The sequence below is a fragment of the Skermanella stibiiresistens SB22 genome (assembly GCF_000576635.1).
Taxonomy (GTDB): Bacteria; Pseudomonadota; Alphaproteobacteria; order Azospirillales; family Azospirillaceae; genus Skermanella; species Skermanella stibiiresistens.
Genome location: NZ_AVFL01000011.1, coordinates 157,172 through 172,628, shown reverse-complemented (window position 1 = coordinate 172,628; position 15,457 = coordinate 157,172). Strand labels below are relative to the sequence as shown.

The 15,457-nt window shown below is 69.5% G+C and carries 11 protein-coding genes; all 11 read left to right on the top strand.

All coding sequences use genetic code 11. The annotated features are described in order from the left end of the window. Window positions 1-115: 115 nt before the first annotated feature. The 11 genes from N825_RS16655 to N825_RS16605 are packed head-to-tail and all read left to right on the top strand — an operon-like array spanning window position 116 to window position 15,453. Window positions 116-2,284, top strand: coding sequence for a TonB-dependent siderophore receptor (locus N825_RS16655; protein ID WP_157619289.1), 2,169 nt, complete (start codon window positions 116-118; stop codon window positions 2,282-2,284). A 54-nt stretch (window positions 2,285-2,338) separates the two neighbouring features. Then, entirely contained in the window at window positions 2,339-3,457 is a 1,119-nt protein-coding gene (locus N825_RS16650) for an ABC transporter substrate-binding protein (RefSeq protein WP_037454089.1), read from the top strand. After that, entirely contained in the window at window positions 3,454-4,524 is a 1,071-nt protein-coding gene (locus N825_RS16645; RefSeq protein WP_037454087.1) for a FecCD family ABC transporter permease, read from the top strand. The genes N825_RS16650 and N825_RS16645 overlap by 4 nt, the downstream gene beginning before the upstream one ends. Continuing rightward, a complete protein-coding gene (locus tag N825_RS16640; RefSeq protein ID WP_037454085.1) occupies window positions 4,521-5,312 on the top strand; it encodes an ABC transporter ATP-binding protein in 792 nt (263 codons plus the stop codon). Before N825_RS16645 ends, N825_RS16640 begins: the two co-directional genes overlap by 4 nt. 25 nt (window positions 5,313-5,337) lie before the next feature. Next, a complete protein-coding gene (gene dhbC / locus N825_RS16635) occupies window positions 5,338-6,543 on the top strand; it encodes an isochorismate synthase DhbC (RefSeq protein ID WP_051512469.1) in 1,206 nt (401 codons plus the stop codon). Further along, the gene (locus tag N825_RS16630; protein ID WP_037454082.1) at window positions 6,543-8,207 is read left to right on the top strand and encodes a (2,3-dihydroxybenzoyl)adenylate synthase; all 1,665 of its coding nucleotides are present in this window, start codon (window positions 6,543-6,545) and stop codon (window positions 8,205-8,207) included. The genes dhbC and N825_RS16630 overlap by 1 nt, the downstream gene beginning before the upstream one ends. Before the next feature lie 57 nt (window positions 8,208-8,264). After that, on the top strand, window positions 8,265-9,197 hold the full coding sequence (locus N825_RS16625; RefSeq protein ID WP_037454079.1) for an isochorismatase: 933 nt from the start codon (window positions 8,265-8,267) through the stop codon (window positions 9,195-9,197). Then, window positions 9,190-13,041, top strand: coding sequence for a non-ribosomal peptide synthetase (locus N825_RS16620; RefSeq protein ID WP_063833847.1), 3,852 nt, complete (start codon window positions 9,190-9,192; stop codon window positions 13,039-13,041). Before N825_RS16625 ends, N825_RS16620 begins: the two co-directional genes overlap by 8 nt. Then, window positions 13,038-13,859, top strand: a complete 822-nt coding sequence (locus tag N825_RS16615) for a methyltransferase domain-containing protein (protein ID WP_051512467.1) — start codon at window positions 13,038-13,040, stop codon at window positions 13,857-13,859. The genes N825_RS16620 and N825_RS16615 overlap by 4 nt, the downstream gene beginning before the upstream one ends. Beyond that, window positions 13,856-14,686 (top strand): siderophore-interacting protein, encoded by an 831-nt coding sequence (locus N825_RS16610; RefSeq protein WP_051512466.1) that lies wholly within the window; start codon window positions 13,856-13,858, stop codon window positions 14,684-14,686. Before N825_RS16615 ends, N825_RS16610 begins: the two co-directional genes overlap by 4 nt. Before the next feature lie 5 nt (window positions 14,687-14,691). Further along, window positions 14,692-15,453, top strand: coding sequence for a 2,3-dihydro-2,3-dihydroxybenzoate dehydrogenase (locus N825_RS16605; protein WP_037454075.1), 762 nt, complete (start codon window positions 14,692-14,694; stop codon window positions 15,451-15,453). The last annotated feature ends 4 nt before the right edge of the window (window positions 15,454-15,457 follow it).

Genomic DNA, 15,457 nt, shown 5'->3' with positions numbered 1-15,457 from the left:
GAACACCAAAAAATAACACTGTCGTGAAGCCGATCCTCGAACGTCAGTTAAGAATGATAGTCATTTGCACCATTTCGTGTTCGGGAATGATGGACCAAAGAAGGTTTATGCCGCGATGAAGACTGTTTGGGTGCGATTTGGTTTGGCGGCGGCGCTGGTGTCGGCCGGTTCGGTCGGTCAGTCCTGGGCGGCTGAGAATGCCACGACCGCAAATCCGTCCGCCGAGGCGGGCGGCACGGTGACGCTCGATCCCTTGACCGTCGAAGGCCGCGGTGGCTCGGCGAACGCCGCGGCCAGCACCGAGGCGACGCGCTCATACACCAGCCCAGTCGCGTCGGTCGGGTCCAAGGGGCCGGTCAGCCTCCGCGATATTCCGCAGTCCGTCACCGTGGTCACCCGCCAGCGCATCGAGGACCAAAACATGACGCGGCTGGAGGACGCCCTTCGGCGGGCGACCGGCACGACCATCCTGACCAACGATCACGGGCGCTCCAGCATCTTCTCGCGCGGCTACGAGCTCGACGCGTATATGGTGGACGGATTGCCGTCGCCCCTGTCCAGCGTCTACGGCACCCAGCCGGATCTGGCGCCTTTCGATCGGATCGAGGTGCTGCGCGGCCCCGCCGGCCTGTTCTCCGGGACCGGTGAGCCGGGCGGAACCGTCAACCTCGCCCGCAAGCGGGCGCTCGGCACCTTCTCCGCCAGCGGATCGGGAACGGCCGGCTCGTGGAACAGTTACCGCGCCGAAGCGGACGTGACCGGTCCACTCGTCGAGTCTGGCAAGGCGCGGGCGCGGGCGGTCGGCGTGTTCACCGACCGCGACACCTTCATCGACACCACCCATAACGCGGGAAAGGTCGGCTACGGCACGGTCGAGCTGGATCTGACCGAACAGACGACGCTCTCCTTCGTCGTGTCGCGGGAGGTCAAGGACATCACGCCGTTCAACGGCCTGCCCTCCTACGCCGATGGCCGACTGCTGGATGTCAGCCGCTCGACCTTCATCGGCGCCGATTGGAACCGCTTCGACAATTCGTCCAACGAGGCGATGATCGACCTGGAGCATCGCTTCGACGATGGAGGCGAGGCGCGCGCCGCCGTCCGCTTCGTCGATCGTGACGTCGATTTCAAATACGCCTATGCCGGCAGCTTCGTGAATCCCGTCACCAACACCGTCACGATGACGGCGCTGGCGCGCCAGTACGAGGAGGAATCGCTGGCGGCCGATGTCCATGTCAGCCGGCCCTTCGACCTGTTCGGCCAAACCCACAACGTCACGGTCGGCGCCGACTATCGCCGGTACGACCAGGAACTGGGTCAGGGGACCGCCACCGTGCCCGGCACCGTCAACGTCTTCAACCCCACCAGCAATCTGGCCGAACCGACCATCCGGAACACCCTCCGGACCCGGAACGTGCCGGAGCAATACGCCGGCTACGCCCAGCTCCGGGTCAAGCCGATCACCCCCGTGACCGCGATCCTTGGCGGCCGTCTCAGCTACTACAACCTCGAAACGACCAACCTGATCACCAACGCGGTATCCGAAGTCGAGGTCGATGGCGAGTTCACGCCCCAGCTTGGCCTGATCTACGACCTGACCAAGAACTTCTCGGCCTATGCCAGCTTCACCGAGATCTTCCAACCGCAGACCACACTGGCCAGCAACGGCAAGCCGCTCGATCCGCGCAAGGGGGAACAGTTCGAGATCGGCCTGAAAGGTGAGTTCCTGGATGGTGACTTGACCAGCAGCATCGGCTTCTTCCGCACCAAGGACACCAACCGGCCCGTCGCCAACCCCGCCACCCCCGGCTTCTCCACCGCGGCCGGCGAGGTCGAATCCAAGGGCATCGAGTTGGAGGTCGGCGGCTCGCCGCTGCCGGGCTGGAACATCTTCTCCAGCTATTCCTATCTGCTGAGCGAATACCTGGTGGGCACGCCGGCGCAGGTCGGTCAGGTTTTCAACACCTGGACTCCCAAGCACACCTTCAACCTGTGGACGACATACGATTTCGGCGAGGGACCGCTGGATGGCTTCAGCGTCGGAGCCGGCGCCAAGGCCGTCAGCAGCTATTACGCCCAATCCGGCGCCACCCGCTGGACGCAGGACGCCTACGCCTTGTTCGACGCCCAGATCGGCTATGACCTGACCAAGAACGTCAGCGCCACCCTGTCGGTCAACAACATCCTCGACAAGGAATACTACTCCCGGACGGCTGGATCGACATTGTTCAACTACTACGGCGAGCCACGCAGCTACTGGCTCAAGGTCGCCGCCAAGCTCTGACGGTCATCCACAAGTCAAAACATTCCCAGACAAGCACATCGCAAGGCTCATGACATGATCGGGAAGACGCTGCTGATCCTCGGCTTACTGCTGCCGCTCGCCTACGCGCGGCCGGTGGGGGCGGTCGAGGTCACCGATATCGCCGGGCGCCACGTCGCGGTTCCGGCAAAGGTGGAACGCGTCATCCTGGGCGAGGGCCGCTACCTGCCAGCGCTGGCCATCCTGGACCGTGACGATCCGGTGCGGCGCGTCGTTGGGATGATGGGCGAGTTCGCCCTTCTCGATCCCGCGAGTTATCAGGCGTGGCTCCAACGGTTTCCCGAACTGGCGGAGGTGACGCCCGTCGGGCAGGCGGGACCGGACAGCTTCGGGGCCGAAAAGGCCCTCGCCCTGGCGCCCGATCTGGCGATCTTCGGCATCGAGGGCCATAGCCCCTCGCCCAAGGCCAAGGAATTGCTGGATCAGCTCGAGGCGTCCGGCGTTCCCGTCATCTTCGTCGACTTCCGCAAGGATCCGCTGGTCAACACGCCGCGCAGCGTCGAACTGCTGGGCGAGGTGCTGGGTCGCCAGCGGGAGGCGGCGGAGTTCGTGGAGTACTATCGGAGCCAGATGGATCTGGTGACCAGCCGTCTGGCCGGCGTCACGACACGCCCCAAGGTCTTCGTCGAAGCCCGCGTCGGCCTGTCGGACGAGTGCTGCGCCACCATGGGCAACGGCATGATCGGCCGCTTCATCGAACAGGCGGGCGGCTTCAACATCGCGACGGCGCTGGTCCCCGGAGTCAGCGGCACCGTCAATCTCGAATACCTGCTGGCGAACCAGCCGGACATCTATCTCGCCACCGCCATCGGCTCGACCGCCGGGGCCGGCAAGATGCCGAAGCGGGTGGCGCTCGGCCCCGATGTGGAACCGGACTTCGCCCGTGAGACGCTGGCCCGGTCGCTCAAGCGGCCCGGCATCGCCGACCTGGACGCGGTCGCCTCGGGCAGGGCGCACGCGATCTGGCACCACTTCTACAATTCGCCGTTCAACGTCGCCGCCGTCCAGATCTTCGCCAAGTGGTTCCACCCGGACCTGTTCGCAGACCTGGACCCGGAAGGGACCCTGCGCTCGCTGTACCGCCGGTTTCAGCCGGTGGCCTATTCCGGCACCTACTGGGTGGATCTCAAGTGACCCGCCACCTGACAGCGCTCCAGGAGCGGTCCGCCTCGCTGGCGGATCTCTACGGCGGGTTCATCCGCAACCGGCTGATCGCCATCGGGCTGCTGGCCGTGGGGCTGGCCTGCTCGCTGGTGCTGGACGTCGCGACGGGTCCATCGGGCCTGCCTGTCGCCGACATCCTGACCGGATTGCTCGACCGCGACGCCCTGCCGCGCGGCCAAGCCGTGATCCTGTGGAACATCCGCCTGCCCTACGCCGTGATGGCGGTCCTGGTCGGCGCCGCGCTGGGGCTGGCTGGGGCGGAGATGCAGACCGTGCTCAACAATCCCTTGGCGAGCCCGTTCACGCTGGGCGTCTCGGCCGCCGCCACCCTGGGCGCGGCGCTCGCCATGGCGCTGGAGCCGGATGTGCCCGGCTTGGACGAGACCTGGCTGATCCCGCTCAGCGCCTTCGCCTGCGCCATGGCCGCCACCCTGTTGATCCAGACCCTGGCCGGCCGGTTCGGCGCCGGCACCGATACCGTCGTCCTGTTCGGCATCGCCATGCTGTTCGCGATGAACGCGCTGCTTTGGCTGGTCCAATACGTCGCCAGCACCGATGCACTTCAGCAAATGGTGTTCTGGACCATGGGCAGCCTGGCCCGCGCGACCTGGGAGAAGGTCGCCGTGGTTGCCCTGGTGCTGGCCGCCTGTGTGCCGCTGTCGATGCGGAGCGTCTGGGCGATGACGGCGCTGAGAGGAGGCGACGACCATGCCCGCAGCTTCGGCATCCCCGTCGAGCGGCTGCGCCTGCGCGTGCTGCTGCGGGTCAGCCTGCTGTCGGCCGCCGCCGTCGCCTTCGTCGGAACCATCGGCTTCATCGGTCTGGTCGGCCCGCACATCGCGCGCCTGACCCTGGGCGAGGACCACCGCTTCTATCTGCCGGGCAGCGCGCTGGCCGGCGCCCTGCTGCTGTCGCTCGCCTCGATCGCCAGCAAGAATCTCGTGCCCGGACTGATCCTGCCGGTCGGCATCGTCACCTCCCTGGTCGGCATCCCCCTCTTCATGGCGCTGATCCTGACTCAGGGGAGGAGGCCGTGAGCCTGTCGCTGGAGAACGTCTCCGCCGGCTACGCCGGGCGTCCCGTCCTGTCCGGCCTGGACCTCGCCGAGGTGCCCTCGGGATCGATCGTGGCGCTGGTCGGCGCCAATGGCGCTGGCAAATCGACCCTGTTGCGGGGCATCGCGGGGCTCGGCGAAGCCAAGGGCCGGATCGTGCTGGACGGGCAGGACATCTCCGAACTGCCTCCGGAAATGCTGGTCGGCCGCATCGGCTACCTTCCCCAGGCCCTGCCGCAAGGCAGTTCGCTGATCGCCTACGAGGCGGTCATGAGCGCCGTGAGGGCCGCCCGCCCCGACAGCCCGCGCGCCGGCGGAGCGGCCGCGATCGAACAGGTGTTCGACACGCTCGGCCTGCGCGACTTGGCGATGCGCCGGCTCCGCGAACTGTCCGGCGGTCAGCGGCAGATGGTCGGCCTGGCGCAGGTGCTGGTGCGGAAGCCGCGCCTGCTGCTGCTGGACGAGCCGACCAGCGCGCTCGACCTGCGCTGGCAGCTCACCGTGCTGGAGACCGTCCGCCGCATGGCCGACGCGGAGGGGGCGATCTGCGTCATCGCCATCCACGACATCAATCTGGCGCTCCGGTTCTGCGACCGGCTGGTCGTGCTCGGCGGGGGCGGCGTCCTGTCGTCCGGCCCGCCCGCCACGGCCCTGGACGCCGATGTGTTGCGCCGGGCCTACGGCATCGAGGCGCGTGTCGAAGCCTGCTCCAGGGGCTTCGCCATCGTCCTGGCCGACCACGCCCTTTCCCTGGACCACCATTCCCCATGATCGCGTCGCGACAAGGAGTTCGAAGATGAGCGGTAATGAAGCCCTGCGGTGCGATTTCGACTCCGCCGCTTCCGCCAGTCAACTTCTCGGAAACCACAGGGCCGGATCGCCCTTCTTCTTCGCCTCGCCGCGCGGCACGCTGCTGGCGCAGGGCGTCCACTCCCGCGTCGCGGGACCGGCCACCGAGCCGGGCGACCTGCCCCAGCGCGTCGCGCGGACGCTGGCGCTGGCCCGGAAGTCCGGCCATTCCAACCCGGCGGTGGTCGGCGCCATTCCGTTCGACCCGGCGACGCCCGCCCAGCTGGTCGTGGCGCGGACGCTCCACAGCGCCGGCCGGCTGTCGTTCGACCGGCCCCATCAGGCGCCCGAACCGGCGGCCGGCGATTGCGCTGCGCGCATGGTGCCGGAACCGGCCGAATACAGACGCGGCGTCGAGACCGCGCTGGAGCGCATCGCTGGCGGAAGCCCGGCCAAGGTCGTGCTGTCGAGGACCTTGGAACTGACCTCCGACACGCCGATATCGGTCGAGCGCCTGCTCTACAACCTGGCACGCCACAACCCCCAGGGCTACAGCTTCGCGGTGGACCTGCCGGGCGGCAGGACGCTGATCGGGGCGAGCCCGGAGCTTCTGGTCTCCAAGTCAGGCCGGCAGGTGGTCGCCAATCCGCTCGCCGGATCGGCCGCCCGCTCCGCCGATCCGGTCGAGGACCAGCGCCGCGCCGAGGCTCTGCTGGCTTCGGCCAAGGACCGTCACGAGCACGCCGTCGTGGCCGACGCGGTCGCGGCCGCCCTGCGCCCCTATTGCCGGTGGCTCGACGTCCCCGCCGAGCCATCGCTGATCCAGACGCGGACGCTCTGGCATCTCTCGACCGAGATCCGGGGTGAGCTGACGGATTACGCGACCTCGTCGCTGACACTGGCCTCGGCGCTCCACCCCACCCCCGCGGTGTGCGGCCACCCAACCGCCGAGGCGCGGGCGCTGATCGGCGAGGTCGAGACGTTCGACCGGGGCTTCTTCACCGGCATGGTCGGCTGGTGCGACGCGATCGGCGATGGCGAGTGGGCGGTGACGATCCGGTGCGCCGAGGTCGAGGGGCATAAGCTCCGGCTGTTCGCCGGGGCCGGCATCGTCGCCGGGTCGACGCCGGAGAAGGAGTTGGCGGAGACCGGCGCCAAGTTCCGCACCATGCTGAACGGCATGGGAATCCGGCACCCGGTGGAGACGGCGTGATGGCCGGCGCGCCTCCCACTCCCCTGCCCGGATTCATCCCCTGGCCGGAACCTTGGGCCGAACGGTACCGGCGGGCGGGACACTGGCGCGGCGATACCTTCGGCGGCCTGCTGCGCGCCCTCGCCGGACGCTTCGGCGGCCGGACCGCCCTCGTCGATGGCGAGCGCCGCTGGAGCTACCGCGATCTCGACCAGAAAGCCGACCGGCTGGCGGCGGGGTTCGCCCGCCTCGGCCTCGGGCCGCGCGACGCGGTCGTGGTGCAACTGCCCAACACGGCCGAGTTCTTCGCGGTGATCTTCGCGCTGTTCCGGCTGGGCGCCCTGCCGGTCTTCGCCCTGCCCGCCCACCGGAGCCTGGAGATACGATATTTCTGCGAGTTCACCCGGGCCAAGGCCTATGTCATCCCCGGCGCCGCGACGGGTTTCGACTATCGCGGACTGGCTTCGGGCATCAGGGACACCGTGTCCAGCGTCGAACACGTCATCGTCGCGGGGGAGTCGCCCGGAGCGTCGGGCGGCGTGATCGCCCTGGACGATCTGCTGGACGAGCCGCACGATCAGTTCGTGTCCAGCGCCGGTCCCACCGGCGGTGACGTGGCGTTCTTCCAGCTTTCCGGCGGCAGCACCGGCGTGCCCAAGCTGATCCCCCGAACCCACGACGACTACATCCTCAGCCTGCGCGGGAGCGTCGAGATCTGCGGGCTGGACGACACCAGCGTCTATCTCGCGGTCCTGCCGGTCGCCCATAACTTCCCGCTCAGCTCACCCGGCACGCTGGGAACCCTGCTGGCCGGCGGCACCGTGGTGCTGGCGCCCCGGCCCAGCCCGGACGAGGCGTTTCCGCTGATCGAGCGCGAGCGCGTCACCATCACGGCGGTCGTGCCGCCGCTGGCGCTGGTCTGGCTGGAGGCCGCCGCGACACTCCGCCACGACCTGTCCAGCCTGCGCGTCCTCCAGGTCGGCGGCGCCAAGTTCGGACCGGAGGCGGCGGCCCGCGTAAAGCCGACGCTGGGTTGCCAGCTTCAGCAGGTGTTCGGCATGGCCGAGGGGTTGGTCAACTACACGCGGCTGGACGATCCCGACGACATCGTGATCCACACCCAGGGGCGCCCGATCTCGCCCGACGACGAGATCCTGGTGGTGGACGACGACGACCGCGAGGTGCCGGCCGGTGCGGTCGGCCATCTGCTGACGCGCGGCCCCTACACGATCCGGGGCTATTACGACTCGCCCGAGCACAACGCGCGCGCCTTCACCCCCGATGGCTTCTATCGCACCGGCGACTTGGTCAGGCTGACCCCCCTGGGGTATCTGGTCGTCGAGGGCCGGGCCAAGGACCAGATCAACCGCGGCGGCGACAAGGTCGCGGCCGAGGAGGTCGAGAACCACATCCTGGCCCATCCCGCCGTCCGCGACGTGGCCGTCGTCGCCATGCCCGACGCCTTCCTGGGGGAAAGGACCTGCGCCTTCGTCATCGCTCGGGGCGCCGCCCCCAAGGGCGTCGAGATCACCCGCTTCCTCCGCGACCGGGGGCTGGCCGCCTACAAGATCCCCGACCGCGTCGAGTTCGTCGACGCCTTCCCCGAGACCGGCGTCGGCAAGGTCAGCAAGAAGACCCTGCGCGCGGCCATCGCGGCGAAATCGCGCGGCGGCGCCCCCTCCTAAACCGCCGCGAGAAGACTTCGACCGTTACCGAAATCAAGCAAAGGAGACCGATCCGCCATGGCGATCCCGACCATCCAATCCTACCCGATGCCCGGACCCGCGGACCTGCCCGCCGGCAAGGTGGCCTGGCGACCCGATCCGGAACGGGCGGTCCTGCTGATCCACGACATGCAGGAATACTTCCTCGACTTCTTCGATGTCTCGCGGGAGCCGATCCCGGAGCTGATCGCCAACCTGCGCCGCGTTCGCGAGCGCTGCGCGGCGCTCGGCATTCCGGTGGTCTTCACGGCTCAGCCGGCGGAGCAGACGCCGGAACAGCGCGGCTTGCTGACCGACATGTGGGGACATGGGCTGAAGACCCGGCCGCACCGCCAGCCGGTGATCGCCGAACTGGCGCCGGCACCCGGTGACGTCGTCCTGGTCAAATGGCGCTACAGCGCGTTCCAGCGGTCCGACCTGCGCCAGAGGATGCTGGACTGGGACCGCGACCAGTTGATCATAGGCGGTGTCTACGCCCATATCGGCTGCATGATGACGGCGGCGGACGCCTTCATGGGCGACGTCAAGCCGTTCCTCGTCGCCGACGCGCTGGCCGATTTCTCGGCCGAGAACCACGCCACGGCGCTGACCTGGGTGGCACAGCGCTGCGGCGTCGTCACCACGACAGCGAGCCTGCTGGACGATTTGGGAGAACCCCGCGCAACAGTGGTCGATCCCGGGTCGCTGGCGGCGGGAGCGGCGCACCCGCCGGCCGGGCCGGCCGACGTGCTGGCGGATGTCGCCCAGGCCCTTGGCGTGCCCGTGGCGGATATCGGTTTGGACGACAACCTGCTGGACCATGGCATCGATTCGATCCGCATCATGAGCCTGGTCGAGCGGTGGCGCCGGGTCGGCGCCGAGGTCACCTTCGTCGAACTGGCGGATAGCCCGACGGTCGGGGCATGGTGGGCGCTCCTGGCGACACGGATTGGACATACCCGCGATGCCTGACGCGCGACACCCCGGCTGGCCCTTGTCGGCGGCCCAGTACGGTATTTGGCTTGGCCAGCAACTGGACCCGGCGAGCCCGGCCTACAACACGGCCGGTTGTGTCGAGATCGCGGGGCCGGTCGATCCCAGCCTGTTCCAGCGCGCCGTCCGCCGCGCGATGGAGGAGACGGACGCTGTCCACATGCTGTTCGTCCAGGACGCCGACGGGCCCCGGCAGATCCGCCAAGGAGTCGACTGGGTCATGCCCATGGTCGATGTCGGCGGCGCCCCCGATCCGGAAGCCGCGGCCATGGCCTGGATGCGGCGGGATCTGGAAACCATCGTCAGGCTCGATCGCGACCCGCTTTTCGGGCAGGCGCTGTTCAAGGCGGCGGACGACCGCTGGTTCTGGTACCAGCGCATCCATCACGTCGCGATGGACGGTTTCGGCTATTCGCTGCTGGCCCGGCGCGTCGCCGACCTCTATTCGGCGCTGGCGGCGAACCGGCCCGAGCCCGCCGCCGCCATAGCACCGTTCCGCGCCGTGGTCGACGAGGATCTGGCCTATCGCTCGTCGCCCGCCTTCGACCACGACCGGGACTTCTGGCTCGACCGGTCGACCGGCTGGCCGGAACCGGTGAGCTTCTCGGAGCGCCGGTCGCCGATCGCGCGCGGCTTCATCCGGGAGACCGGGTCGCTGCCGGCGAGCGTGCTGGAACGCCTGACCGCGGTGGCGGCCAACGCCGGCGCCGGCTGGCCCGACGTGGTGACGGCGGCGGTGGCGGCGTTCCTCCACGGCAGGACGGGCGCCACCGACATCGTGCTGGGATCGCCGGTAATGGGCCGACTGGGCTCGGCCTCGCTGCGGGTACCCTGCATGGCGATGAACATCGTGCCCCTGCGGCTGCGGCTGGAACCGGGCTTCAGCCTGTCCGGCCTGACGCGTCAGGTGGCGGAGGAACTGCGGCTGATCCGCCCCCACCAGCGCTACCGGCACGAACAGATCCGCCGGGACTGGAAGATGCTGAACGGCCAGCGCCGGTTGTTCGGCCCCGTCGTCAACATCATGCCGTTCGACTATCACCTGCGGTTCGACGGCCATCCCGGCACCGCCCACAACATCTCCGCCGGACCGGTGGAGGACTTGTCGATCGGCGTTTACAGCCGCTCCGACGGAACGGGACCGCGCATCGACTTCGACGCCAATCCGGCGTGTTACGACGCGGTTGAGCTGGCGGACCTGCGCCGGGAGTTCATCGACTTCCTGACCAACTCGATCCGGTCGTCTGACCGGCCGGCGGAGGTGGCGCGGCTGGCGCCGAGGACACCGATCCTGGATGGCGGCCCTTTGCCCGGAGCGGCGCGCGCGGTACTCGACATGATCACCGAACAAGCCCGCCTCCGCCCCGAGGCCCTGGCGGTGGTCCAGGACGGAACGGAACTGACCTATGGCCAATTGGTCCGGGCGGCGGCCGACCTCGCTGGGCGGCTGGCGGAGCAGGGTGCGGGACCCGGCCAGTTGATCGCGATCCGGATGCCGCGCGGCCCGGATTGGGTCGTCGCGATCCTGGGTGTCATGCTGGTGGGAGCGGCCTACCTACCGCTCAACCCCGAGGGGCCGGAGGCCCGCGACGCCGCCATCCTCAAGGACGCCGCCCCCACCCTGCTGATCGGGCCGGAATTGGCGATCACGGCGCTCGACGCCGGTTTCGGGCCGATCCTGCCGGCCGAAAGCCTCGCCTATGTCATTTACACCTCCGGTTCCACCGGGCTTCCGAACGGTGTGATGATCAGCCGGCGGGCGCTCGATCACTTCGTCGCGGGCGCCACCGCGCGCTACGGCATCACCCGCGACGACCGGGTGCTTCAGTTCGCGCCCCTGCACTTCGACGCCAGCGTCGAGGAGATCCTCCTGACCTTGTGCGCCGGCGCCGTCCTGGTGCTCCGCACCGACGCGATGATCGGGTCCCTGCCCCGGTTCGTGGACGCCGTGGCACGGCACGGCGTCACCGTGCTCGACCTGCCGACGGCGTACTGGAACGAGCTGACCCACGCCGTCGCGTCGGGTGCCGCACCTTTGCCGCCGTCGGTGCGGCTGGTCATCATCGGGGGCGAGGCGGCTCTCGCGGAACCCGTGCGGCGCTGGCGCGAGGCGGTGGGGTCCGCCGTCACGCTGCTGAACACCTATGGTCCGACGGAGGCGACGGTGGTCGCTACGGTCGCGACCCTCGCCGGCTCCGGCGCTCCGCCACCGGGCGAGGACATCCCGATCGGCCTGCCCTTGCCGGGAATGTGGGCGACGGTGCTCGACGGCGACGAACGGCCGGTCCGGCGCGGCGGCGTCGGCGAACTTCATCTGGTCGGCGGCGCCCTGGCCGAGGGGTATCTCGGACGCCCGGAACGCACCGATGAGCGCTTCGTCACGCTGGGCGGAGCGCTCGGCACGACACGCGCCTACCGCACCGGCGATCTGGTGCGGCTCGGCGGCGATGGCCGGCTGGTGTTCGTCGGCCGGGTCGATGACGAGTTCAAGATCAGCGGCCACCGCGTGGCGCCGCAGGAGATCGAGGCGGCGCTGCTCGCCTGTCCCGGCATCCGCGAGGCCGCCGTGGTCGGCCACATCCTGCCGGGAGGCGCCCGGCGCCTGTCCGCGCATGTCGTGGCCGACCAGCCGCCGCCGGCCTTGGAAACCCTGCGCCACCACCTGCGCCAAGCGCTGCCCGCAAGCGTGATCCCGGCCGGCTTCGTGTTCACCAACCGCCTGCCCCGCAACGCCAACGGCAAGATCGACCGCTCGGCGCTGCGCGAGGCGCCCGGCATCAACGCCGAGGATGCCTCCCCGCCCGCCCTGACGCCGCCCGTGATGACGAAGATGGAACGGATCGTCGGTGAGGTTTGGCGGGATGTCCTCGGCCATGCGGACATCGGATCATCCGACGACTTCTTCGAACTGGGCGGCCAATCGCTCCAGGCCATCCAGGCGGCCAACCGGCTCTCCGTCCGGATCGGTCGCGACGTCCCGGTCGCGGCCCTGTTCCAGCACTCCACCGTGGCGGCGCTGGCCGGGTTCCTCGACACCGGACCTCCGGAAGCCACCCGGCCAACGCTGTTCTGCGTGCATCCCGCCGGTGGCATGGCCTGGTGCTATCTGGCCATGGCGAAGCTGCTGCCGGACCAGCCGATCCACGGCATCCAGGCGCGCGGCTTGGAGGCGGACGAGCCCCCGCCGACCAGCCTGGAGGCGTTGGCGCTCGACTACGTGGCGGAAATCCGCCGGCTCCAGCCGACCGGCGCCTACCACCTGCTGGGCTGGTCGGCTGGCGGCGTGATCGCCCATGCGATGGCCGTCCAACTGCAAGCCGATGGACAGGAGGTGGCGCTGCTGGCGATGCTGGACGCCTATCCGTCGGAGCAATGGTCGCATCTTGGCCCGCCCGGCGAGCGAGACGCCCTGGCGGCCTTGCTCAACGTCGCGGGCCACGACAGGACGGCGCTCCGCGATGCCGCCTTGGACCGCGCCGGCGCCCTGACACTGCTTCGGGCGGAGGGCGGCCCCCTCGCCTCGCTGGACGCGGAACGGCTGGACCGCCTGATCACGGTCACGTCCACCATGATCAACCTGCTGCGCGGCGCCCGCCATGGACGTTTCCGCGGCGATCCCCTGTTCTTCACCGCCGCCGTTCCGCGCCCGGAAACCTGGCTGTCGTGGCGGGCCTGGCAGCCGCATGTCGATGGCCGGATCGACAACGTCGACCTCGACTGCGCGCATCCCGCCATGCTGAAGCCGGCGCCACTCGCCGAGATTTGCCGCCACCTCGCGGCGCGGATCGAGCGGCGCCCCCTCCCCGGAAAGAGCTTCCAATGACCGCCTCCCCAGCACATCCAGCCGAGAACCAGTCCCCCGACTGGAGCGACATCGAAGGCTCGGCGGCGCCCGGCTACTTCGTCGATTACCTGGACCGCGTCACGGCGCAATCCGAGATGCGGCGTTATAAGCAGCGCACGTATCGGCTTCTCGGCGTCGGACCCGGATCGCGCATCCTGGATATCGGCTGCGGCACCGGCGACGACGCGCTGGCCATGGCCGCGATGGTCGGCGACGGTGGCAGGGTGGTCGGCCTCGACCATTCCCAATCCTTGATCGACGAGGCCCGGACGCGCGTGACGGCCGAGACGGCGGCGGTCGAGTTCACGGCCGGCGATGTCCATCGGCTGGACTTCCCGGATGGCGGTTTCGACGGCTGCCGCGCCGACCGCGTCTTCATGCACCTGCGCGACCGCGAACGGGCGCTGGCGGAGATGATCCGCGTCACGCGGCCGGGCGGCCGGGTGCTGGTGCGCGAGCCGGACTGGGACACCCTGATCATCGACGGTCCCGGCCGGGACCTGACACGGCGGGTGATTCAAGGTCATTTCGACCGGGTCGTGCTGAACGGCTGGGCCGGCCGGGAACTGTATCGGCTGTTCCGTAGGGCCGGGCTGGAGCGGGTCGAGATCGCCGACACCTCCACCCTGGTCCTGACCGACTTCGCCACCGCCAACCAGTTCTACGGCTTGGAGGCCGCCGCCCGGGCCCTGAACGGGGAGGCGGACGGCTGGCTCGACCACTTGCGGCAAGCGGACGCCGACGGGCTGTTCTTCAGCGCCGTCACCGGCTTCACCGCGGTTGGACACAAGCGATGACGGAGGTGGAGACCGCCCCCCGCCGAACGCCGCCCCGGCTGCTGCAGGTGCTTAGCGCCACGCGGGTGACGCCGCGCATGCTGCGCGTCACGCTGGGTGGCGCCGACATGGCGGGTTTCCCCGAGGGATCGGACGGATCGCACATCAAGGTCTTCCTGCCGCTCGCCGGGCAAGACAGGCCCGTATTGCCGACCCTGGGCCCGAAAGGTCCCGTCTGGCCGCCGCGCGATCAGCGCCCCATCACCAGGACCTACACCGTCCGCCGCCATCACGCCGGCCGCGGTGAGTTGGAGATCGACTTCGTGCTGCATGACGACGCGGGTCCCGCCTCGTCCTGGGCGGCGGCGGCCAAGCCGGGAAACTTCATCGGACTGGCCGGACCAGCCGGACCCGACCGGGTGATCCGCGACGCCGACTGGCATGTCATGGCGGGCGACATGTCCGCCCTTCCCGCTATCGCCGCGGCGCTGGAATCCCTGCCGGCCGCCGCCCGCGGTCACGCCTTCATCGAGGTGCCAGACGCCGGCGAGCGGCAGCGGATCGACACGGCGTCCCAGGTCACCATCCACTGGCTTCACCGGGATGAAGCGGGCAACGACCGCGCCGACCTGCTGGAACAGGCGGTGCGCGCCATGCCTTGGCCCGACGGCACCCTCTCCGCCACGATCGCCGGGGAGAGCGGCGCCGTGGTCGCCATCCGGGACTATCTGCGCCGCGAACGCGGCCTGGACCGGAACGCGATCTACGCGGTGCCCTATTGGAAGGCCAGCCTGACGGAGGAAGGCTACCACGAGGAACGGCACCGCATCATGGACACCATGGATTGACGGCGATGCCCCACAACCGAATCGCCCTCGTGACCGGCGCCGCGCGCGGCATCGGCGCCGCCGTCGTCCAAGCCCTGTCAGATCAGGAGGCCCGCGTCGCGGCGCTGGACCGGGACGCGGGCGCCCTCGCCGACCGCTGGTCCGATACACCCGCCGTGACGCCGATCGTCACCGACATCACCGACGCCGCCGCGGTGGAGGCCACCGTCCAGCGGGTCGAGCGGGACCTTGGGCCGATCGCCATCCTGGTCAACGTCGCCGGCATCCTGCGCCTGGGCCCAGTCCAGGACCTGACCGCCGAGGATTGGGTCGCCACCTTCGCCGTCAACACCACCGGCGTCTTCCACGTCTCGCGCGCCGTGACCCGCGGGATGATCCAACGCCGGTCGGGCGCGGTGGTTACGGTCAGCTCCAACGCCGCGGCGGTTCCCCGCGTCCACATGGCGGCCTACGCCGCGTCCAAGGCCGCGTCGACCATGTTCACGCGATGCCTGGGCCTGGAATTGGCCGATCACGGCATCCGCTGCAACATCGTCTCGCCCGGCTCGACCGACACCGACATGCAGCGCCAGCTTTGGACCGACGCGTCAGGCCCCGACCGCGTCATCGCCGGCTCGCTCGAAGCCCATCGGCTCGGCATACCGCTGAGGCGGATCGCGACACCGGAGGACATCGCCGACGCCGTCGTCTTCCTGGTGTCGGACCGGGCCCGCCACATCACCCTTCACGACCTGCGGGTCGATGGCGGCGCCACGCTGGACGCGTGAGCCC

Excerpts from the sequence above, each read along its gene's own strand:
- N825_RS16655 (WP_157619289.1), top strand. The coding sequence starts at position 116 with ATGAAGACTGTTTGGGTGCGATTTGGTTTGGCGGCGGCGCTGGTGTCG.
- N825_RS16650 (WP_037454089.1), top strand. The coding sequence starts at position 2,339 with ATGATCGGGAAGACGCTGCTGATCCTCGGCTTACTGCTGCCGCTCGCC.
- dhbC (WP_051512469.1), top strand. The coding sequence starts at position 5,338 with ATGAGCGGTAATGAAGCCCTGCGGTGCGATTTCGACTCCGCCGCTTCC.
- N825_RS16630 (WP_037454082.1), top strand. The coding sequence starts at position 6,543 with ATGGCCGGCGCGCCTCCCACTCCCCTGCCCGGATTCATCCCCTGGCCG.
- N825_RS16625 (WP_037454079.1), top strand. The coding sequence starts at position 8,265 with ATGGCGATCCCGACCATCCAATCCTACCCGATGCCCGGACCCGCGGAC.
- N825_RS16620 (WP_063833847.1), top strand. The coding sequence starts at position 9,190 with ATGCCTGACGCGCGACACCCCGGCTGGCCCTTGTCGGCGGCCCAGTAC.
- N825_RS16615 (WP_051512467.1), top strand. The coding sequence starts at position 13,038 with ATGACCGCCTCCCCAGCACATCCAGCCGAGAACCAGTCCCCCGACTGG.
- N825_RS16610 (WP_051512466.1), top strand. The coding sequence starts at position 13,856 with ATGACGGAGGTGGAGACCGCCCCCCGCCGAACGCCGCCCCGGCTGCTG.
- N825_RS16605 (WP_037454075.1), top strand. The coding sequence starts at position 14,692 with ATGCCCCACAACCGAATCGCCCTCGTGACCGGCGCCGCGCGCGGCATC.